Source organism: Psychrobacter sp. M13, from assembly GCF_030718935.1.
Taxonomy (GTDB): domain Bacteria; phylum Pseudomonadota; class Gammaproteobacteria; order Pseudomonadales; family Moraxellaceae; genus Psychrobacter; species Psychrobacter immobilis_G.
Genome location: NZ_CP132194.1, coordinates 1,184,718 through 1,205,854 on the forward strand (window position 1 = coordinate 1,184,718; position 21,137 = coordinate 1,205,854).

Sequence of the window (21,137 nt, forward strand, 5' to 3'; positions counted from 1 at the left end):
AAAGCTTAAGCGTTATCAGGGTCAATGATCTGATAGCCAACACCCGCTATGGTCATGATCATCGGCTCAGTGAATGGTTTATCGATTTGGGCGCGTACACCATGCATGTGCGTACGCAAGGCATCGCTACTAGGGATATCCTCACCCCATACTTTCTCCTCAAGCTCATTTTTGCTAACGACTCGAGGTGCTGCACTCATCAAAGTATTCAGTATTTTAAATCCTGTTGGCGTAAGCTTTAATGATTTGCCCTCACGAGTGATCGTATGCTGATCGGTATTTAAAGAGAGCTTACCAACGGTAATATCATGCTGGAAGTGATCATCTTGATGCCGACGGATTAAAGCTTTAATGCGGGATTCTAATTCAACGAGCGAGAAGGGCTTCACTAAATAATCATCAGCGCCACTATCAAAACCTGCGACTTTATCTGAAATCGTATCACGCGCCGTCAACATGAGCACAGGTGTTTTACTATGCAAATCTTCTCGAAGCGCTTTGCACAGTTTAGTGCCATCCATGCCAGGCAACATCACATCTAGTAGGATGACGTCATAACGATTGTTAGAGGCTAGCGTTAAGCCGCTAATGCCGTTATGAGCGTTATCAAGCTCGAAGCCTTTAGGCTCAAAAAAGGCATAGATATTGGCAACGATATCGGGATTGTCTTCAATAACAAGGATCTTATACATAGCGGTCTCGTGCCTAAAAGCTAACAGGGATTGAAATAACAAACTTAACGAGTAGACTTAAAAAAGGTTGGCGCTGCTGCTACCTCATCGGTGGTAATACCGAAAAAGTTAAGTACAGTTGGGGTAATAAAATCGTGTGATACAGGCTGATTAATCATATCCGTTAAGCTGTTTTTATCAATGCTATTGTCAGTAGGCGACCAAATAATGATAGGAACCTGCTTTTGCGCAGCAGGTGCTATAGCGTAGGGCATACCATGCAAGTAGATATTGTTTTCACCTAAGCTCTCGCCATGATCACTAACATATACCATTACCACATCATATTCCTGCTGATAATCTTTTAGCGTATCAATAACGTTATTCAAGAAATAATCGGTATAACGAATGGCATTGTCATAAGCGTTGATAACCGCTTGGTCATCGCATTTAGACAGCTCATTAGTCATACAGACAGGCTGGTACTCTTCAAACTCTTTAGGGTAACGCTTAAAATAAGCGGGGCCATGATTGCCCATTTGATGTAATAAAATAAGGGTATCTTTAGCAGGAGCTTCTGTTTTTACAAGCTTATCAAAACCATCGAGCATACCACTATCGCGGCACTCGTCATCACAATTTGGATTAAGATCGCTCGTCTTGAAGTCCTCAAAAGTCACTCGATCCGCCACGCCTTTAGAGCTAGAATTATTGTCACGCCAAATGACGTTTACACCTTGTTTATTGAGCGTATCGAGCACGTTTTCATTATAGTCTGCTTCATCAGGATTATAGTCTGAACGATTAGCATAACTAAACATACAAGGCACTGAGTAAGCTGTAGAAGTACCACAAGAGCTCGCGTTTTTAAAGCTATAAATATCGGGTTGGCGGGCGAGTAGTGGCATTGTATCGCGCTGATAACCGTTCAGGCCAATATGATCCGCGCGTACCGTTTCACCTACCACAAATACCATGAGTTTAGGTTTTGCTGTACGACCATTAGCGGTGCTACGTTTGGCATCAGTGGCATGCATGATCATTGTTTCAGGGCGTCGCAGCTCAGCAGTATAATCCATTCCAAACTTGATGACAGAATAAATAGGGGTGATAGGATTGGCGTAACTGCGCACCATTTTATGCTGGCGAAAAAAGGTGGCGTATTGATCGCCAAAGGGCAATAAGCACACGGCTACTAAGGCAATAGCCGCTATCAAAGTGGCTGCCTTTTGCAGTATCGCGCGTCTTAAGGGAGCGTGCTTTATACGAAGCTTAGCAATAATAACAGCAGGTACAACGCCCAAGAACAGCAGCCGAATAAAAAAACTTGGTGCCATCAGTCCCATCGCTTCTGCCTGATCAGTCTGTAAGCTATTGACCAGCATACTACGATCAAATATGGTGCCATAAGCATCGGTAAAATACCCACAAACAGCCGCTATCAGAACTAAAGCTATTAGCACAGGTTTGGCGATTGGTCGATAGCATAGCAACTGAATAACTAGCCACATTAAGCCAAATAACAAGCCTGTTATAGAGACTATAAAGCCAACATTCGAGCTAAAAGGATATATGCTTAATACTTGTGCAAAGAAGCCAATATTTGCAGTAGCGACTAAATACAGCGCGATGATGATAATCAAAAAGCTAAGGTTAATCTCACGATCAAAAACCTTGCTTAGATAGCTTTTCTTGGTATGAGCTTGAGTACTGTCAGCGCTAAGTGCTTGAGAGTGTAACATAAGTGGACTTCTCAACAGGATAGTAAGGAATGAGATTCCCTACGATAGCAAGCAGCCTGTTAAGAAGACGTTAAGAGGATTGAACGAGCAGTGTCTCTTAGCGTGAATATTAAAACTCTTAAAGATAGAGTATTAAGTACTAAGACGTAGCGTTGAAAATTATTTTTACTTTATTCACTTGGATCAGATCCTGGCGGAAACTCATGACGTAATTGCGCGACATTGTCCGCAGTGACGATATCGGTAAAACTATTTAAATCACTATGCACGTATTGCGTGACCGCGGCTATCTGCTGATCGCTCATCATGCTATGAAAGCTTGGCATACCGCGTAGACCGTTGATAACGGTACTAATGATATAGTACTTCGATTGCATTTTAGTATTATTAGCGAGCGCTGGATAGTAGCCTGCGCCTTGAGCGCCCATACCGTCTTGCATATGGCAACCTGCGCAGGAATCATCATAGAGCTTCTTACCATCCGTACTAAAAAAACCTTTTTTACCTTGCAAACTACCTTCGAATTTCTTAAGCCAAGGTTGCAAGTCAATATCCGCTGCCATTAGTGGTATCGAGTCGATATCGACGATATTAGCTTGTGGCGCTCTAAGCTCGTCCTTAGACATATACACGCCGCCCCAAGCGCCATTATTACGGCTGGCTTGATTATCAAATACGTTTTGCGCCTCTTGCAAATTAGCTAACGTCGGTGCGGTATGAGCAGTTTGCTCTTTGCTATAACGACTACAGCCAGATAAAGTGGTAGCGCTAAACGCTACGGTTATCACAGATAGAGCAAACAGGTTAGGTTTTATCATTGCTATAATCGCCTGTAAATATATTATTAAATTACTACTAATTTGATCAGCATCTAAGGTTAATTAGCCTAGACTTTTGGCTCGTTGATGCAAACGTGTTGCAGCGTCCATACCGGATAGTATCGCGCCTTCTTGCCATGCTGGAATATGTGAGCAGTGCTCGCCTGCTAAGACAATACGATGATCGATGGCGCATAAGGTATCGTAGTATTGATCACGGCTTGACTCGCTCCAAATACCATAACAGCCAAGTACCCAAGGGATACGATGCCATGCCACCGAAGTACCAGAGCGGAACTCTTTGGGATACTGGGGATGGATTTGTTTGCCGTATTGCAAAGCGACATCGATACGCTGCTTAGGCGTTAAACTATTAAATTTATAAGAGGCTTCCCCAAAACCATAGGCACCGAGTAATACCCCTGAGCCTGTCTTGAACATATCTTGTGAAGGATAAGATATTTGGGTAATAGGCAAGTCGGTATAGCTAATCCCGCCATATATCCATTCATCTTCTTCCCAAAAGCGGCGCTTAAACTCTAAGCCGACTTTATAAGAGCTATCGTAAGGGACGGCTGCCATGGCCTGCTTCATAGGCTCTGAGACATTAATGTCCATTTGCGTCAATATTGATAACGGAATAGTACAGATACACCAGTCAGCGCGTACGGTTTTGGCAGTGCCATCAACGTCATTAGCATCAACATAATCAACGCTGACACCGCTATCATCTTGCTTAATTTTGGTGACTTTGGCGTTGAAGGTAATCATGTCGCGGCATTCACGAGTGAACGCATCGCCGATTTTACCCATGCCACCGACGGGCTGAAACATCGTTGGCTGATGGACATGGACAGTATAGTCGTTATACAAATTAGCCCACATTCCTGACGCTAGTAGTTTATCCATTGGAATAGGCGTTGAGGGCTTGGCATCGGGCATAAGACCGCCACCTGGATAGACACTGTAGCCGCGATGCTTGCTGGTTGCGTGGCTTTTGACATAGCGATAATTATTATCAAGGACGCCCCAGCCTTTTAGACCTTCTAGCAGCTTTTCCTTGTCCTCTTTGTTTACTGTGCTATCAAGACTGCCTTTATTAACCGCTTTAGATAATAGCTCTGAGACATAACCGCGCACATCGTTTTGTACTTCGCCTAAGCGCTGCGGTGCGCCATTAAAATGATTGGTGCGATGTAGGTAGGCGCGATCATTAGTTTGGATAAAGGGCTGCAGCGCAACGTTGAACTTTTTACAATAATGAAAGACAGCATAATGATGAATCGGCAAGCGCCACGGACCGCCATTAAAATAGTTGCCTTTTTGAAAGTCGCAACTGACCTCCGCGCCGCCCAATTCAGTGTATTTATCTCCGCTATTAAGCGTCCAACTGCGACCGCCACCGCGATTTTGGTACTCAAGTACAGTGACTTTATAGCCTGCTTTACGTAGCTCGTAAGCTGCTGTAAGACCCGCTAAACCAGCACCCAAAATAACGATACTAGAGCCAGCAGGCGCGCCCTTTAGCTCCATCTGCTGCTTAAAGCTAGACTCGGAGGCGAAACCCAAAGTGGTCATCGCCTGATACATCGCCGTTGCGCCAGCGGTTTTGCCAATCATCGCTAATAGTTGTCTACGCGTTGGTGCTTGAAGTGGGTCAATCATTATATATCCTTGTTATAGAGCATTCGTCCATGACTGTATAAGTCGCTATTTCATTATGTTTTTGACATCACTTTCTGTGACAGTACTAGTGGCTAAACCACCAAAATTAACGCGTACATAATTAGCAATACTGGCAATCTGTGCATGGGTTAAATCTTTTTCAAAACCTGGCATCTTCGGGGCAGTATTTAACGCGCCTTTTGCGCCAAAGCCAATAACATTCACTAGCGCATCAGGTTTGGCGCGGCGAATACTGCTAAGCCCTACTATCGAGGCATAACGAGCATCGGGCTGAGCATAGCCGTCGACACCATGACAGCTGACACAATGCGTGAGGTATAGCGCTTTGGGCGAATTGATACTATTAATACTGGCATTAGTTACAGAGTTAGCTTTGGCCTGTGATATATACTTTTCTTGCTCAATTAAATCGTAAGTAATAGAGCTACTGATAGGGTTTGGCAAGCGAGCTGTATTTAGAGGTATAAGATAATCATCCGTTTTGATAACAGGCACGACTTTTAGATAAGCCGCCATAGCGCTCAAATCTGCATCAGTTAAGTAGCGCGTACTATGAGCGACCGCTTCAGCCATCGGTCCACCTGCATAAGCGCGTTTATCAAGTTTTCCAGTACGTAGATAAGTGACGATATCGTCTTCGCTCCAGCGCCCAATACCCGTATTATTATCAGGAGTGATATTTGGCGCGAACCATTTGCCCAGTGGCGCGCCAGAGAGATAGCGGTCTTTATCGAGACCTTGTGTTAAGTTGCGCGGAGTATGACAAGTCCCACAGTGCTCGGTATTATTGACTAAATATTCTCCGCGTTGCTGCACTGGCGTTAATCCTGTGCGGTTCTCGGTGGAGGGCACATTAATGACATTCCAAGCCAACATCAACGTCCGAATATTTAACGGAAACGGTAGCTTAGTGGTTTTTTCAGGGGGTTCTTCTACGGGCGGCACAGTCTGGAAATAAGCGAATAGGGCGCTAATGTCGTCATCGCTCATACCATGATAGGAAGGATAGGGCATGGCTGGATAAATCTGATGCTCAGGCGAACGGCCTTTTTGCAGCGCTTTTTTGAGATCTGCCTCAGTATAATTACCAATACCGTAGCGACGAGAAGGCGTAATATTGGTTGAATAAATATTGCCAATAGGCGTCTCAATCGCCACACCGCCACTATAATCCTCGCGATGACAAGCCATACAGTCAGCAGTACGCGCCACATAAGCGCCACGATTAGCCAAATCACTATTGGCAGGGCTAACGTTGGGCAAGCTAATTGGGCTAAGAGTGCCAACAGTTGGCTCGCTATCAGCAAATGCAGCAGTAGATACTAGACTAAGTAACAATCCTAATACTGATGCTGAAAGTCTTATAGATGTGGGCTGCATAATATCCTTATAGAGCTGGCAGATAATACTAAGTTATTCTACTAAAAACTATATTACTTATGTTGGTTTAACTTATTATCATACTCAAAAACTATTGTTTAGTGGCTTCAACTTGAATATTTAAAGTGAGATTCTTAGTCATACCAAACAAAATATACTTATTGATATTCCATTTGGTTCGGTCAATGGTCGCTGTAAAAGCGCCGCCACAGACTTCTTTTTTAACAGTAGGATTTAGGGAGCATTCAAACTTATTCGCTCTTAAGCTGATAGGATGAGTTTCACCATGCAAGGTAAGGTTGCCATCGACTTGAGTGACTTGTGGACTGGTTTTACTATTATTAAAATACCATTTACTAGACTCAAAACGTGCCAAAGGAAACTGCTGAATATCAAAAAATTCAGGACCTGTTAGTTTAAGATTGAAAGCCTTATTACCTGTATCTAAAGATTTGATAGGGATAATAAGCGAGATAGTGCCCACTTTTGAGCTTGGATCATATTGGAGCTGTCCCTTAACGTTATAAAAGCCGCCAGTAGTGCTAGAGGTTTTGAGGTTATCAAGCGCAAAACGTACATTAGTTTGAGTAGAGTCAATGACGTAACTGGCCGCATAACTGGTAGCAGTGCTACTGACTATGATCAGTAATAGCGATAGCCCTTTATAAAAATGTGTTAGGTATTGCCTGAGAAAAAATCTTACCATAACGACATTCCATTGTTAGATTCTAATACATAAAGAGCTTACTAATTTAAGTTAGATTAAATGTTTTTAATTAGCTTATATTTATTTTATACTCTATTTTTCAATAATTTAGTAGATGTTTTTTAGGAGTGTAGTGATAGTAATGACAATGGTCGAAGTTACTCAAAGGTCTCTAGCAAATCTTAATGACCTCTTCTTTAGCATAATCAACAGCGTGTTAAGAAAGCGTTAAGATAAAGGGCATGTTTTGGGATAAAGTGTGCTCTAAACCGCTACCCCAAATAAGCGCCCAATCAACGACGTTGCTAGCATGGCAAGCGCGCCCCAAACCACTACTCGAGTGGTAGCAGGAACAATAGGCGCACCGCCCAAGCGTGCGGACACTAACCCAAGCAAAGTCAAACCTATCAGGGTTACAGTCGCTAATGACCAGACTAGCGTTGACTCAGGCAAGATCATAATGCCAATAATAGGTAATAGGGCACCAGCAATGAACGATAACCCTGAGGCGATTGACGCATGAATCGGCTTTGCTTGGCTAAGATCAGTCAGGCCTATTTCATCACGAGCATGAGCTTCAAGCGCATCGTGCTCGGTTAATGCTACCGCGACCTGATGCGCCAAAGTGTGATCAAGTCCACGTGTCTCATATATTTTCGTCAGCTCAATAAGCTCGCGTTCAGCATTATGAGTTAACTCGTAGAGCTCCTTCTTCAGATCCGCTTTTTCAGTATCTGCTTGTGAAGATACTGAGATATATTCACCAGCCGCCATCGATAAAGCGCCTGCAGTCAATGCTGCCACTCCCGTTAATAGTAACGTTTGGTGACTTGGATTTGCCGCAGCCACGCCGACTAATAAACTGGCGGTTGAAATCAAACCATCATTTGCTCCCAGTACTGCTGCCCGCAACCAATGATTACGATTACTTAGGTGTGCCTCGTCATGAATAGAGTGATGCATAGATATCCCCAAATACTGCAAATATAAAGTTCATGGTGACATTGTAGCTTATAACTTCATCTCGGATCATCTGAGTTGTCTTAACATCAATAGCCGATAGCTTATCAGTAAAAACACCACCGTCTGACTGACTGCATAAAATAATAATAATGGCAGTGCTCGACTGTCAGATCCCACCATAAACACATGAATACTGATCAGCATGTAAGCCATAAAGGTCAAAAAGTGTAGCCATCGCCAGGCCGATTGGCCAAGGTATTGCTTAATATAAAAGCTAAAAGCGCAGATAAATAACAGCCAAAACCCTAGCTGTCCTAATGCAACACCCACACGATCTGTCTGAAAACCAAAGGGCAGTAATATCTGCCATAAATTAAGGTTTAGATAATTATCTGCTAACAATATACCAGCATGAAAGGCGGCAAAGCCCACTGCAATTAGACTTAAATATTGATGCAGTGCAAATACCCGAGCATTATTAAAAGTTTTGCCTAAACGGGTACTTAGCAATAAGCCAAAAACCATCGCTAACCAGAATAAGCTATAGGAGACAATTCCACTGGCTCGCGATAAATACCAAAAATGCTTATCAGTGGCGCTCAGTAATTGAACAGTGGCATCTCCCCATATTAAAAGTGCATAGCCACCAGCCGAAATGCCAATGCCCAAAATTAATATAATCCATAAGACTCTAGCTACTGCTGTCAATTTAGAGTCATTATGACTACTAATAAGATGATTCGTTTGCATAGCTATGCTCCTATGGATATATACCTAACGACTTTTTAATGAATGGCTTTTTGATGTACAGCTCTTCAAAAATCTATCTTCATCATTTAAATCGCTATTGATTCTGAATGAACTAAATTTGAAGAAATGGCGTGGGAGGTCAGTACTTGGTTATCCGTAGCAATCAAAAGTGCCGCAATATGATTTTTGTTAAGCCATGCCATTGCCTCATTAACGCCAAGTAGCACACAGTATTTAGCGTACACCTCCGCCATTAGGGTATCGTCAGCGAGTACAGTTGCGGTTAGGACATCACTGCTTACTGGACGAGAATAATGAGGATGGATTAAATGATGTTGCCATTGGCCCTTATGCCACCAGCGCCGATAGTCTTGACCTGAGGTTGCGACCCCGCCAGATTTGATAGCAAGGATTGCGACGTCTTCCTGATCTTGAATTGGCTCGCCATTCATAAGATGCGGTTTGGCGACAGCAACTCCCCAAACGATAGGCTTATCTATGTCTTGATCGCTTGGGACACCAATCGCTATATCACCACCCATATCTACTAAACAGGGAAAATGCCAGTTATGCAGTTGGCTAATTTGCTCAGCCAATTGCATAGCGCACCAGCCTTTGACATAACCATTTAAGTCTAGCGCCATACCCGTTGGTAGACAAATTTGCTGTTGCCCATTATCTAATAAGCGCATCCGGATACGTTCTGCGTGCTGATTAGCGTGGTTTAATTGAGCATCATTCGTTACAGACGTATCTTGTAGACTTGCCCCCGTAATAGCGGTTGAAGCAGTATTGGTAGTGCTAATGGGCAGGGATGATATAGCGTGTTTTGGCAGCGCTTCAAATGACTGTTTATAGCCCGCTACCCACATAGATTTTAGTAAAGTTGGGGTTACTAAGCCTTGAGTTTTTGGCACAAAATAAATGGCACGCTGCAACATCGCAAATAATTCTGCGCTCACATTAGTCCATTGGCCAGTATTACTATTGAGGGTCATCAGCTCGCTAGTGTCATCAAAACGACTAAAGATGTGCTCCCAGTAGACGAGTTGCTGCTGAATATCATCTGCCAATAAAGCGACTTGCTGGTCTATAGACGCTTGCGAGTATGGCGTGCTCAGCCTTTCTGTATTTAGCCTTGCAGTATTTAAGCTGATTTGAATGTGACAACCCATCGCGTACAACTTAATCGTTGCCAGTTGTGGTGCATTTTCATGAGATACGTTATTTATCATTAGCGGGCTCCACTTTTTGCGATAGGGTATTAACGTAATAACTGCTGGCCTTTTCTATTTATTGAGAGGAACGGGTACGAGCGACGACGGTTATTGCCTCGACAGGCTGGATTTCATTGACTTGTCGCAGCTGGCTAATATCTACGACTGGCATTGGCTCAGCAGCCTTCTCGTTATTCTTAGAAACAGAAGCATTGAATAGGGCAGTATCTATAGGTTGGCTAGCGGTTTCTTGATTGAGTAGCACTAACCATCCTGCCATAGTGCCTACGATTGAAACCATCATAATGCTGCTTTTGAGTGCCGCAAAAGGGTCTGCTTTTTTAACCCTTTTGTCAGCCGTTTGGGACGAATTTGATTTAGTATTAGTCATCTTAGCTATCCTTATCATCGTCATACTGCTCGTAAATCGTTGTGATTAAACGTTCATTGTTTTTATAGTACTCATCGTCTTCATAATCATCGTCATCGTGTTTTTTATTGCCGTGTTTCTCACTCTTATAATGGTCGTCATCGTCTTCATAATCATCATTATGACCATCTTCATAGTTGTCATCAAAGTCATCAGCACGATAGTTATCGGTAGCCACTGGATTAAGGACAACTCCTAGATTGGCATCAATGTAAGCCGTGCCGCTATCCAATAGCACCTCATAAGCAACTGTACCGTTATAGTTGATAAGCTCAGGCGTCGCTTGTAGTTGCGCACTAGGCATGTCTTGCTTGGCCAATGCTATCGCTTGCGCAGAAGTCAGCGCAGCAATAGAAGATACATTAGTATTTTGATCAACAAGGCTAGGTGCTGATAACGTCGGCTCTGATAAGAGATCAATAGATTCAGACGACTGGATTGCCAAGGCAATGACACCGCCAAAAAATACCAACGAGGTAGCACCGACTGTTAATAACAAGGGTCTTAATAAAGGCAGGCTCATAGTATGTACTCCGCATTATTTGGTTAGGGAATACAAGTAGCATACGCTATGAATATTAGCTTAGACTTAGGATGTGGCGGTATATCAATATATTATTGATTATGATAAGTTCAGAGGCTTTGGTAATATTGATATCTATCTAGGCGGTATGAGTGCTTGGCAAAAGCTACAGGATTAATGAGGCAAGTGAATGAGTTGAGACTTAAAGGCGTTCAAAAGGCTTACCTTCATTGGTAGGCTTTTTTTATATCATCGCACTATATTCATAATTTTAAATAATTATCATTCGTATTTATGAATAATAGGAGTAGACTGGCGCTATAGTGTTTTATTCAGTGACTATAATGCCAATAACATTAATAACATTAATAACTTTGGGAGCTTATTTATGAAACGTGCCAAACAGTTACAGCCTCTATCGCGACAGCATCATCTTGGCTTAAATATCGGGCGTCATGGCAAAGAGTGCGCTGATAATCCAGAGCAGATCGCTGAACACTGGCAAGCGCTATCGTCTTATATGGGTGATATGCAGGATCACTTTAGACTCGAAGATGACTTAATTGTTGAGGGCTTGCAGCCTTATCGCAAGGAAGAACCCGAGGTCGCCGCTGTGCTTGATAAACTGGAGGGGCAGCATAAAGAGCTGCGTGAGCTTACTGCCGATATTGCCGCCACTCTAAAGACAGCATCGAGCTTGCCTAGCGTCGAACAGGTTAGAGCGCTGGCAGGCTTATTATATGATCATGTCCGTTTTGAGGAGCGCGAGCTGTTCCCCGTTACCGAAAAATATCTGACAGAGTCTGAGCTTGACGCTATTTATAAAGCTAGTCCAGATGACATTAAGCATTTAGATGAGCTGCGTTAACTATAAAGCTGTTAGTTATTAAATAGAGTAATCAAAATAAAATGTAATCAGTAAGGAGTCACTATGAATCGTCAAGTTATTCCAAGTCACTGGAAAATAAAACGTTCTACACATTTTTTCACTAAAGATAAAGTCCCTAAAGCTCTGCTGACTCATCATAATACCGCTAAAGGCGTCTTTGGCCAAATTTGCGTCATGCAAGGGGTGGTTACTTTTTACGGCTTTGCCAATGAGGCGGCAACTGATCCTGAACAAACTATCGTGATTGAGGCAGGACAATTTGCGGTTAGTCCGCCTGAGTACTGGCACCGTGTCGAGCTCAGCGATGATGCGCAGTTTAATATTAACTTTTGGACAGAAGGCGGCAATGAGAGCAAAAACGAGGGCAAGTCACTGTTTAACAGCTCAACTATCCATAGTAAGCCGATTGAAAAGCTGTTCGATAAGCCAGAAGAGTAGCCATAACTCAGGTTGTAAAAATACCCGCACTTCGCGGGTATTTTAGTATTTGCAATAATATATATAATTGAATAAAAGTAATATCATCGCGTATTACTGGTATAACTTTTTTTGCTTGCTGCGAGCACGCTGACAGAGGCTGCAAAAATTTATACCAGTAATACTGTCACACTTTTAAAGTATTTTAACTATACAGTGCCTAATAACCATTTCTATAGCATCGCTCAACTTAGACTATCTCTAGCAGACATTATGTATTATAATAAACATTCATTTTAAATATATCTTTATTGATTATTTTAAAGCAGTGTCTTCAAAATAATGCTTTAAAAATAGTTTTATCCAAAGTGTCTTTTGCTAGTGTTTAGTAATACCATCTTCCGATTTGCCCTGCTATAAGGTGCTCAACATGCTGCACATCCAGTTGCCGACGAGCCGTCCAACGTCACCCCATCCTATTTTAAACCTTGCCTTTCGTATATTTTTTAGTGCCGCAGGGCTATTTGCAGTGTTAACCATGCTGCTCTGGGCATTGGTGTTTATGGGTAAGACGGATATCGATGTCACTGCTATCAACCCGCTGTATTGGCACGGGCATGAGATGTTATATGGCTATACCATAGCAGTGATTGCAGGATTTTTATTGACGGCAGTTAAGACTTGGACAGGGGTCATGATGCCCTATGGCTATCGGCTGCTGGGCATTTTCTCATGCTGGGCAGTCGCTCGGATAAGCTGGGGGCTAGTGGGAATAGGCGTGAGTAGCGCCAATCTTTGGTTCGCACTGGCGGCAGTAGGGGACTTGGCTTTTATGGTATCGATGGCTTGGGTCATCGCCAAAGCGGTAATGGCGGTCAAGCAATATAAACAGATGGGTATTATCTCTAAGCTAGTACTATTAACGATCGGTAATGGTCTATGCTATTGGGGTATTTATAGTGGTGACATGAGCTATGTGCGAGTCGGTATTTATCTTGGTTTATATATCATTATCGCGCTAGTGCTCACTATTGGTCGCCGAGTCGTGCCGTTCTTTATCGAGCGTGGTATCAGCGCGACGAGTACCGAACAAGTCAAAGTCAAAAACAGTAAAGTCCTCGATATCTTAAGCTTAGTTACTTTTTTAGTGTTTATGCTTGCTGATATTTTTTATCCTAATAAATACTTAATCACCATCAGTGCACTGAGTGTAGCCTTGGTTAATGGCATTCGTTTGCTGGGCTGGTATCATCATGGTATCTGGCGAAAACCGTTGTTATGGTCATTGTATCTAGCTTTTGTAGGCATGTGCAGCAGCTTTATTTTATTTGCGCTGCAGCCTTGGTTGCACTTTAGCCATAGTATAGCGCTGCATGCTTTAGCGCTATCAGGCGTTGGCATGATGACTTTGGCAATGATGTCGCGCGTCTCTTTAGGGCATACGGGTCGCAGTATTCATCAGCCATCAAAGGCGGTGTCAGTGATGTTTGTATTAATGATTGGCGTCTTTATCTTTCGAGTGCTTATGCCGCTTATCACGATGGACTACTATATCGTTTGGCTAATGATAGCGCAGACTTCATGGATACTCTGCTTTGCTTTATTCTGTATGACTTATATTCCGATGTTATCTAGGGCGCGTCCTGATAAGTTATTTGGTTAATTTAAAAGGGATAGATACTGAGCTTATAAAGATTTGTATAGGCTTTAAGAATATAATACGTTTAGAGTTATGAAAATTATAAATAAACCTTAAAAATGGGCTAATACTATGCGTCTAACTAATTATAGTGATTATGCGCTACGAATCTTGATGTATTTGGCAGTGATGCCAACTTCTGAAACTTTGGCAACGATATCTGACATTGCGGATAGCTATCAGATATCCAAAAGCCACTTGACTAAAATCGTGCATCAACTCGCGCAGCTTGGCTATATAGATAGTGTACGTGGTAAGAATGGTGGTATTCGACTGGCTATGGCCGCCAAAGACATTAATTTAGGTCAGATCTTGCGTCATACTGAGCCGGACTTTGCCATTGTTCCTTGCTTTGGAAACAAGTTCTTGCAAGGTGATGTTGTAGCCGAAAACGCAGATAATAGTGTGGACAGTAATAGCAGTCGGCAGGCACTAGACGAAGAGAAAAGCAAAGAGGAAAGCGAGAAGGTGAGTGCGGACAAGGAGAAGATTGACTTGGCTGATAGTCCGTCTAAGACCCTATGTACTATTAATCCTTCATGCCAGCTAAAAGGCGTGTTTTATGAAGCCACACAAGCCTTTATCAAGGTAATGGATGACTATACTCTTGCCGATATTACTCTCAATAATAAAGAGCTTCAGCAATTGCTGTCTTAAATCATGTTTCATATGCTTTATTCTTATAAATTACACTCGCTATCCAAGGCCTATTTTGGCTCTACCCTCATCCCTCTTAAGTAGTACTTGGTATGTATTTTATACCGCTTTTGCTCAATAGTTAACGTCAGTATTTGTTGGTACATTACCTCCATATTTTAATCAATAAGGAGGGCGTGTGCTATGCATGCAAAAGAGCTGCTGGAGATGGAACGTCGCGATATAAGAGCGCTTCATTATACGTGGATCGCTTTTTTTCTTACCTTTTATGTCTGGTTCAATATGGCGCCGCTTGCAACATCTATGCTGCAAACGGAAAGCTACTTGACGCCCGACCACATCAAGCTATTCTTGATTGCCAACGTCGCGTTGACTATTCCTGGTCGCGTCATCGTTGGTATGGCGCTAGATCGCTTTGGTCCTAGACGAGTCTTTTCAATTTTGATGGTAGTCATGGCCATACCGACTTGGTTCTTCGCTTTTGGCACCTCAGCGATGCAGCTATTCGTAGCACGATTGTTTATGTCTATCGTTGGAGCGGGCTTTGTCGTCGGTATTCATATGACCGCGCTTTGGTTTAAGCCTAAAGACATTGGCTTTGCTGAAGGGTTTTATGCTGGTTGGGGCAACTTTGGCTCGGCAGCAGCAGCGATTACCATTCCGACAGTGGCGCTACAGTTCTTTGGCGGCGATGATGGGTGGCGCTGGGCGGTTGCCTTGTCGGGCGTGCTCATGGCAGCATACGGCGTTGCTTATTGGTTCTTGATTACCGATGGGCCAGACGTCAATACGCATCAAAAATCACGTAAGGCGGGCGCCCTAGAAGTCTCTACTTGGGCGGATCTGCTGCTTTATTGCTTATTTATTATTCCGTTATATGGTGTGCTGTCATTACTGGTCTATCGCACGCAAGGTATGGGGTTTTTGAGCGATACGGGCGCATGGGTATGTTATGGCTTTATAGCCTTGATGGTGGTTTATCAAATCTATAAAGCCATCAGCGTCAACATACCGATTATCAAAGCGGGTATTCCTGAGGATGATAAATATCCGTTTACCTCTGTTGCAGCTCTTAATGTCACCTACTTTGCCAACTTTGGCGCAGAGCTGGCGGTAGTATCGATGCTTCCGATGTTCTTTGCGGCAACGTGGACGCTTGATCCGACAGTAGCGGGTCTTGTCGCCTCAACCTTTGCCTTTGTGAACTTATGGGCGCGGCCACTCGGTGGCTATATCTCTGATAAAATAGGCAACCGTCGCCTAGTTATGCTGGTATATATGTTCGGTATAGGGATTGGCTTTGCACTGATGGGATTACTAAATGCAGAGTGGCCATTATTTATCGCAGTGATTTTTACTATTTTATGTTCAGTGTTTGTCCAAGGGGCAGAAGGCGCAACCTTTGGCGTTATTCCATCTATTAAGCGTCGTCTCACAGGTCAGATATCAGGATTAGCGGGCGCTTATGGTAACGTGGGCGCGGTATTCTACTTATTCGTATTTACATTGGTGGAGCCTAATCAGTTTTTCTTTATTATCGCAATCGGTGCCTTTATTGCTTGGGTACTTTGCTTCTTTTGGTTAAAAGAGCCTGCAGATGCCTTTGGTGATGAGTATCAAATGTCATCGGTAGATATTCAGATTGCTAAAGAATATAACGGCTAATTTTATTTTTCCTATACATATAAAAACCAGCCAATTTATAATTAGCTGGTTTTTATATGTATCAGTTTTGATCAAGAGTTATTTAGACAAGTTATTCACAGTCCATACCGCAGCATCTACACGAGTACGCAAGCCCGTCTTATTAAGAATGTGCTTCACATGTACTTTTACTGTTGACTCTGCGATATCTAGTTTATTAGCGATCATTTTATTACTGAGACCTTTGGCGATCATTTGAATGACCTCAAGCTCTCTTATTGTCAGGTTGCCCGCAATGTCACTAGCACTTGGGGTGCGTAGTGTCTGTGCCAATATCGACGCAAGGTTTGGACTAATGACCAGCTCTCCTCGCAGTATCTTCCTGATATCATCAATGATTAAGTCAGGCTCCATATCTTTTAATAGGTAACCATCGACCCCTAATTTTAATGCTTCTTGCACATCATTACCGCTATCAGAGACGGTAAACAACAGCGTCTTTACCTTAATATGTCGAGCTTTGATTTCCTTTAAAGTTTCAATACCAGTCAATACGGGCATATTGTGATCAAGGATAACTAAGTCAACCGCATTGTTTTGTAGAAAGTCTAAGGCTTGCTTGCCATCGCTTGCTTCGCCCACCACCTTGACATCGCCCTCAAGACTGAGTAAATCTGACATGCCTCGGCGTAACATAGGATGGTCATCGACTAGTAATAGTTTGGCAGGTGAAGCTGCGGTATAAACGATAGTACTCATAGAATTCTCGCAAATTAAAAACAGAGTAAAAAGAGCTTTAAAAGCTATCAAGTTAGTATTGGTTAAAAAAATCAGGAGCAAATTCAACCGCTATAATCGTGCCTTTTGGCTCATTATCAGTCACGATCAAGATGCCGCCCAAACTGTGCGCGCGCTCTTCCATAATCATCAGGCCATGATGTAGGGATTGATCAACCTCGCCTGCGATACCCACCCCATCATCTATAATCGCCATAACGATATGAGTGTTTTCATCATTGTGGCCAAAATCAATCTCTACATTGTTGGCATGAGCATGGCGGCTAATATTTGATAAGGCTTCTCTGGCGATTTGAATAAGATCCACCTGTTCAGCGGCGGTTAGATTGAGCGTCATGACGTTATTATTCACGGTCACATCAAAGCCACCTTTTAAGGCAAATTCGCTAGCCGATTCGTGCAAGGCTTCATCAAAATTGTCATTATCAATAGTCAGTCGGAAGGTCACTAGTAAGTCTCTTAGCTCCTGATAAGCAGATTTGAGTCCTATTTTTATGTGCTCAATATGCGCCCAAACATTTTTTTCAGCTGCTATCTCTTGTTGGGTGAAGGCTTTTTTCAGGTGTTTTTCTAACACGCTAATCTGTATCTTAAGATAGGACAAGGACTGCGCCAAAGAGTCGTGCAGCTCTCTTGCAATAGTCGTACGCTCTTCAAACAGCACCAGCTGATACTCCTGCTGTCTTTGTTTACGTAGTGATAGCGCGGTACTGATTAGGCTGGTGAGCGTAGTAATGAGCTCATCATTTTCAAAGCGAAAATATGGGCTATTTTCATCAATGATCGGAATACGATTGGAGGCTTGCGGTGATCTTTGAAAAGTTTTTTCACCCATCTTGGCAGCGCTAGAAGTTGATAAATCAGGCGATTGTGATTGTGGCGGGGTAGTCGGTAGCATAGACTTAGGCCGCACTCTTAACTCACCAAATTTAGCCTTTTGATGGGCGATAAGATAAGATTTAGTATGCTCATTGTTTTTGATACTACAATTATCACAAGTGAGTTTGGCGCACAGCTCTTGCATATTATCACTGTGCAAGGCTATAGAGTCTTTATGATTAAGTACATCATTTTGTAGGCACAAGGTGAGCTCTAGGTGCGGCAGTATCTCGCCAAAGTCAGTAATTAAGCTGTCAAGTTTATGCAAGCTTAACTGGCTGGTGGTTAAGTGCTGCGCAAAATCGTAAAGTAGGGATAATGCACTATTGGCGGTCACTAAGTGCTGAGTTTTGATATCGATTTCGTTTTCAAGTGAGGCCTGACAAGTATCAATGGTTTTAGCCATCTTATTAAAAGAGCTCCCTAAGGCCACAAATTCGCTATAGCCTGATATTGAGACTCTCGTATTATATTGGCCTTGCTCAAATTTTGTATTGGCGCTAATAAGCTGCTCTACAGGCAAAAGCACATTTCTTCGAAGCTTATGTAAACCGACCATCATAATAAGTATAGTCAGCACTAGCGAGGCAAACTGCAGTAATTGCTGCCAGTTTTGTCGCCGCTCATTCCTATACTGCAATTCACTCACTAACGCATCCACATCATCAACATAAGGTAATGAGGCGGTATAAAAAGCTCTTTTATCTTGTAATATCAATGCAGGCTTTAGCTGCTGTAACCACTGCTTTTCAATGCTGTCAAAACCTTGATCAATGAGTTTATGCTTACGCTTACTTTCTATTAAATAAGTATCTAACTTTCCCAGCCTAGCTTCCATATCTGTGATGAGAATCGCTATTTTTGCATCATCTCCAAGCACATGAGCCGTTTTGCTATCAGTCAAGGTATTAGCTGTCTGCTGGCTAGTAGAGTCATTTACCTGCGAAGAGCTTTCTATATCAGTGCTAGCACTACCAGTAGGATTAACATCAACAAAATCAGTCGCCAATTGAAAATTAATTCGATAAGCGGCCATCCGTACTGATCCTGCTGTATTAATGGCTTGAGCATCGGTCTCTGATATCCATGCCAACATACCGCTGCCGACCGCTGACACCAAGCACAGCAGAGCAATAGCACAAACGCTAGCCCATGCTTGAATTGGTAAAGAATGACGTAAAAACTTTCTGATCATCAATAACACTTCACTTATCAAATACTATAACGAATTTAGGGGATAAAAAAGCCAAACAATAATCACTCATTGCTTATTCAACTTCTTACCCTTTTAACTTTTACCCTACAGATTGAGAAGGATAGCGCCTTAAACCTACTAAAGACTACTCCTTTAGGGTGCCAGTATACCACCATGTATGAATACTAATAAAACAACACTCAGAGTAAGGTGAGATATAAGGTTTTATTCATAAATGACTTTTTAACGGTACTGATTTAACCGTACTGATCAAAAATAAGATAAAAAATAGGGCGGATAAGCAAAGGTAGTGGACGATATCGCAGAGGTTCAGAGTCTGTTTTCTACTACTTGATGATATCTAGCGACTTATATAAGCAGTGATAAGCGAGGAAGAGCATGAGTAATAAACACTATACAAAAGGCGGTAAACTAATTACTGACTGGCGTCCTGAGGTGCAAGAATTTTGGGAAAATGGTGGTAAAAAAGTAGCTACGCGTAACTTATGGATATCGATACCTGCCCTGTTACTTGCCTTCGCGGTTTGGATGGTATGGAGCGCGGTCATCGTAAACTTACCTGAGATTGGCTTTAGTTTTGATGATGGTCAGCTGTTTTGGCTAGCAGCGCTGCCAGGACTGACGGGGGCAACACTACGTATATTTTACTCTTTTATGGTGCCCATTTTTGGGGGTAGACGCTGGACCGCAATTTCAACCGCATCCTTGCTTATTCCAGCATTATGGATGGGCTTTGCGGTACAAGATCCAAATACACCATTCATAACCTTTGCTATTATTGCGCTGTTGTGTGGTTTTGGTGGCGCGAACTTCTCTTCCTCTATGTCTAATATTTCATTTTTCTATCCCAAATCAGAGCAAGGCACCGCGCTAGGTCTAAATGCGGGCTTAGGTAATCTTGGTGTCTCAGTCATGCAGTTCGCTATCCCTGTCGTTATTGTGCTAGGTGTCTTTGGCGCTTTAGGCGGCGCGCCGCAAGTCACGGCTGCTGGCAAAGAGCTGTACTTACAAAATGCTGGATTTATTTGGGTACCTTTTATCTTTGTTGTCTCAATAGCGGCCTGGTTTATGATGAATGATATCTCATCTGCCAAAGCATCGTTTAAAGATCAATCGGTTATCTTTACCCGTAAGCATAATTGGATTATGTGCATTCTATATATGGCAACTTTCGGCTCATTTATTGGCTTTTCTGCCGCTTTTCCAATGCTGATAAAAGGCTCTTTTCCTGAAATCAACCCTCTTAAATACGCCTTTTTAGGGCCATTTGTCGGTGCCATATTTCGTCCGATAGGCGGCTGGGTATCGGATAAAATAGGTGGCGCACGAGTAACCTTTTGGAACTATATAGTGATGGTTATTGCTGTCATTGGGGTGATGTACTTCTTACCTAGTGAGATCAGTCAAGGCAGCTTTGTCGGTTATTTTATCTGCTTTATGGTGCTATTTATTACTACAGGTATCGGTAACGGCTCAACCTTTACTATGATCCCTGTTATTTTCAAAACCTTTTTAGAGCGTCTACATCCTAGTAGAGTAGGCACAGAAGCGTTGTTCATTGAAATACGTAAAGAGTCAGCTGCAGTTGTTGGCTTTACTGCAGCTATCGCAGCTTATGGTGCTTTCTTTGTACCGAAGATGTTTGGTTCAGGTCTAGGAGTATCTGGTACTTTCATTGCTTTGATTATTTTCTATATCGTTTGTATCGTTTTAACTTGGTGGTATTACAGCCGCAGTCATGCTGAAATCCCTTGTTAAGAGGTTTTAAATCTAAAAAATAAATCCAAAATGATTGTTCGGTTTGGCTACTTATCTGAGTAGCCTTTTTTTATTTAATTTTTTATCAGATTCAAGCGGATAGCGAACATCGAGCACTACTACTAAGGGAGTAGCTCCATGCTCATATTAGTCAATAGTCAGGCTATGTAAGGTTTCATAAAATGATGATACCGAAATAGTATTGTTAGCTGTATTCATAGAGCTAAGCATTAGACCAAATATTAGAACTCTCTGTTAGGACTAAGCATCAAAGCTATTTATTAAACGCATGCT

At 42.5% G+C, this 21,137-nt stretch carries 19 protein-coding genes; 6 read left to right on the forward strand and 13 right to left on the reverse strand.

The features are described 5' to 3' along the window. Window positions 1-5: 5 nt before the first annotated feature. The 11 genes from Q9G97_RS04950 to Q9G97_RS05000 form a co-directional block, all read right to left on the reverse strand. A complete protein-coding gene (locus tag Q9G97_RS04950; protein ID WP_305899950.1) occupies window positions 6-692 on the reverse strand; it encodes a response regulator transcription factor in 687 nt (228 codons plus the stop codon). A 44-nt stretch (window positions 693-736) separates the two neighbouring features. Continuing rightward, window positions 737-2,413 (reverse strand): phosphoethanolamine transferase, encoded by a 1,677-nt coding sequence (locus Q9G97_RS04955; RefSeq protein ID WP_305899951.1) that lies wholly within the window; start codon window positions 2,411-2,413, stop codon window positions 737-739. Window positions 2,414-2,583: 170 nt separating this feature from the next. Continuing rightward, window positions 2,584-3,231, reverse strand: coding sequence for a cytochrome c (locus tag Q9G97_RS04960; protein ID WP_305899952.1), 648 nt, complete (start codon window positions 3,229-3,231; stop codon window positions 2,584-2,586). A 63-nt stretch (window positions 3,232-3,294) separates the two neighbouring features. Then, entirely contained in the window at window positions 3,295-4,896 is a 1,602-nt protein-coding gene (locus tag Q9G97_RS04965) for a flavin monoamine oxidase family protein (protein WP_305899953.1), read from the reverse strand. A gap of 45 nt (window positions 4,897-4,941) precedes the next feature. Next, complete coding sequence (locus Q9G97_RS04970) at window positions 4,942-6,297, reverse strand: cytochrome c (RefSeq protein WP_305899954.1); 1,356 nt, start codon at window positions 6,295-6,297, stop codon at window positions 4,942-4,944. Between the two features lie 91 nt (window positions 6,298-6,388). Then, on the reverse strand, window positions 6,389-7,003 hold the full coding sequence (locus Q9G97_RS04975; protein ID WP_305899955.1) for a YceI family protein: 615 nt from the start codon (window positions 7,001-7,003) through the stop codon (window positions 6,389-6,391). 264 nt (window positions 7,004-7,267) lie between these two features. Then, window positions 7,268-7,966: a VIT family protein gene (locus Q9G97_RS04980; RefSeq protein WP_305899956.1), complete on the reverse strand. Its 699-nt coding sequence runs from the start codon at window positions 7,964-7,966 to the stop codon at window positions 7,268-7,270. Between the two features lie 66 nt (window positions 7,967-8,032). Beyond that, the gene (locus Q9G97_RS04985; RefSeq protein ID WP_305899957.1) at window positions 8,033-8,716 is read right to left on the reverse strand and encodes a ferric reductase-like protein; all 684 of its coding nucleotides are present in this window, start codon (window positions 8,714-8,716) and stop codon (window positions 8,033-8,035) included. Window positions 8,717-8,802: 86 nt separating this feature from the next. After that, complete coding sequence (locus Q9G97_RS04990) at window positions 8,803-9,951, reverse strand: FAD:protein FMN transferase (RefSeq protein ID WP_305899958.1); 1,149 nt, start codon at window positions 9,949-9,951, stop codon at window positions 8,803-8,805. Between the two features lie 58 nt (window positions 9,952-10,009). Beyond that, on the reverse strand, window positions 10,010-10,324 hold the full coding sequence (locus Q9G97_RS04995; protein WP_305899959.1) for a hypothetical protein: 315 nt from the start codon (window positions 10,322-10,324) through the stop codon (window positions 10,010-10,012). 1 nt (window position 10,325) lies between these two features. Continuing rightward, on the reverse strand, window positions 10,326-10,886 hold the full coding sequence (locus Q9G97_RS05000) for a hypothetical protein (protein ID WP_305899960.1): 561 nt from the start codon (window positions 10,884-10,886) through the stop codon (window positions 10,326-10,328). A 388-nt stretch (window positions 10,887-11,274) separates the two neighbouring features. Here Q9G97_RS05000 and Q9G97_RS05005 point away from each other — a divergent pair, with 388 nt between their 5' ends. From Q9G97_RS05005 to Q9G97_RS05025, 5 genes are all read left to right on the forward strand, one after another. Then, on the forward strand, window positions 11,275-11,754 hold the full coding sequence (locus Q9G97_RS05005; RefSeq protein WP_305899961.1) for a hemerythrin domain-containing protein: 480 nt from the start codon (window positions 11,275-11,277) through the stop codon (window positions 11,752-11,754). Window positions 11,755-11,817: 63 nt separating this feature from the next. Next, complete coding sequence (locus tag Q9G97_RS05010; protein ID WP_201572848.1) at window positions 11,818-12,213, forward strand: DUF1971 domain-containing protein; 396 nt, start codon at window positions 11,818-11,820, stop codon at window positions 12,211-12,213. A 409-nt stretch (window positions 12,214-12,622) separates the two neighbouring features. Further along, the gene (locus Q9G97_RS05015; protein ID WP_305899962.1) at window positions 12,623-13,855 is read left to right on the forward strand and encodes an NnrS family protein; all 1,233 of its coding nucleotides are present in this window, start codon (window positions 12,623-12,625) and stop codon (window positions 13,853-13,855) included. Between the two features lie 108 nt (window positions 13,856-13,963). Then, window positions 13,964-14,548, forward strand: a complete 585-nt coding sequence (locus tag Q9G97_RS05020; protein WP_305899963.1) for an Rrf2 family transcriptional regulator — start codon at window positions 13,964-13,966, stop codon at window positions 14,546-14,548. 183 nt (window positions 14,549-14,731) lie between these two features. Beyond that, complete coding sequence (locus Q9G97_RS05025) at window positions 14,732-16,213, forward strand: MFS transporter (protein WP_305899964.1); 1,482 nt, start codon at window positions 14,732-14,734, stop codon at window positions 16,211-16,213. 78 nt (window positions 16,214-16,291) lie between these two features. Here Q9G97_RS05025 and Q9G97_RS05030 read toward each other — a convergent pair whose 3' ends face one another. Together Q9G97_RS05030 and Q9G97_RS05035 are read right to left on the reverse strand one after the other, a co-directional pair. After that, the gene (locus tag Q9G97_RS05030; protein ID WP_305899965.1) at window positions 16,292-16,951 is read right to left on the reverse strand and encodes a response regulator; all 660 of its coding nucleotides are present in this window, start codon (window positions 16,949-16,951) and stop codon (window positions 16,292-16,294) included. 52 nt (window positions 16,952-17,003) lie between these two features. Next, entirely contained in the window at window positions 17,004-19,064 is a 2,061-nt protein-coding gene (locus Q9G97_RS05035) for a histidine kinase (protein WP_305899966.1), read from the reverse strand. Between the two features lie 399 nt (window positions 19,065-19,463). Here Q9G97_RS05035 and Q9G97_RS05040 point away from each other — a divergent pair, with 399 nt between their 5' ends. Next, window positions 19,464-20,843: a NarK family nitrate/nitrite MFS transporter gene (locus Q9G97_RS05040; RefSeq protein WP_305899967.1), complete on the forward strand. Its 1,380-nt coding sequence runs from the start codon at window positions 19,464-19,466 to the stop codon at window positions 20,841-20,843. Window positions 20,844-21,137: the final 294 nt, after the last annotated feature.

Excerpts from the sequence above, each read along its gene's own strand:
- Q9G97_RS04980 (WP_305899956.1), bottom strand. The coding sequence starts at position 7,966 with ATGCATCACTCTATTCATGACGAGGCACACCTAAGTAATCGTAATCAT.
- Q9G97_RS04995 (WP_305899959.1), bottom strand. The coding sequence starts at position 10,324 with ATGACTAATACTAAATCAAATTCGTCCCAAACGGCTGACAAAAGGGTT.
- Q9G97_RS05010 (WP_201572848.1), top strand. The coding sequence starts at position 11,818 with ATGAATCGTCAAGTTATTCCAAGTCACTGGAAAATAAAACGTTCTACA.
- Q9G97_RS05005 (WP_305899961.1), top strand. The coding sequence starts at position 11,275 with ATGAAACGTGCCAAACAGTTACAGCCTCTATCGCGACAGCATCATCTT.
- Q9G97_RS04965 (WP_305899953.1), bottom strand. The coding sequence starts at position 4,896 with ATGATTGACCCACTTCAAGCACCAACGCGTAGACAACTATTAGCGATG.
- Q9G97_RS04985 (WP_305899957.1), bottom strand. The coding sequence starts at position 8,716 with ATGCAAACGAATCATCTTATTAGTAGTCATAATGACTCTAAATTGACA.
- Q9G97_RS05025 (WP_305899964.1), top strand. The coding sequence starts at position 14,732 with ATGCATGCAAAAGAGCTGCTGGAGATGGAACGTCGCGATATAAGAGCG.
- Q9G97_RS05000 (WP_305899960.1), bottom strand. The coding sequence starts at position 10,886 with ATGAGCCTGCCTTTATTAAGACCCTTGTTATTAACAGTCGGTGCTACC.
- Q9G97_RS04975 (WP_305899955.1), bottom strand. The coding sequence starts at position 7,003 with ATGGTAAGATTTTTTCTCAGGCAATACCTAACACATTTTTATAAAGGG.
- Q9G97_RS04970 (WP_305899954.1), bottom strand. The coding sequence starts at position 6,297 with ATGCAGCCCACATCTATAAGACTTTCAGCATCAGTATTAGGATTGTTA.
- Q9G97_RS04960 (WP_305899952.1), bottom strand. The coding sequence starts at position 3,231 with ATGATAAAACCTAACCTGTTTGCTCTATCTGTGATAACCGTAGCGTTT.
- Q9G97_RS05035 (WP_305899966.1), bottom strand. The coding sequence starts at position 19,064 with ATGATCAGAAAGTTTTTACGTCATTCTTTACCAATTCAAGCATGGGCT.
- Q9G97_RS04950 (WP_305899950.1), bottom strand. The coding sequence starts at position 692 with ATGTATAAGATCCTTGTTATTGAAGACAATCCCGATATCGTTGCCAAT.
- Q9G97_RS04990 (WP_305899958.1), bottom strand. The coding sequence starts at position 9,951 with ATGATAAATAACGTATCTCATGAAAATGCACCACAACTGGCAACGATT.
- Q9G97_RS05020 (WP_305899963.1), top strand. The coding sequence starts at position 13,964 with ATGCGTCTAACTAATTATAGTGATTATGCGCTACGAATCTTGATGTAT.
- Q9G97_RS05015 (WP_305899962.1), top strand. The coding sequence starts at position 12,623 with ATGCTGCACATCCAGTTGCCGACGAGCCGTCCAACGTCACCCCATCCT.
- Q9G97_RS05040 (WP_305899967.1), top strand. The coding sequence starts at position 19,464 with ATGAGTAATAAACACTATACAAAAGGCGGTAAACTAATTACTGACTGG.
- Q9G97_RS05030 (WP_305899965.1), bottom strand. The coding sequence starts at position 16,951 with ATGAGTACTATCGTTTATACCGCAGCTTCACCTGCCAAACTATTACTA.
- Q9G97_RS04955 (WP_305899951.1), bottom strand. The coding sequence starts at position 2,413 with ATGTTACACTCTCAAGCACTTAGCGCTGACAGTACTCAAGCTCATACC.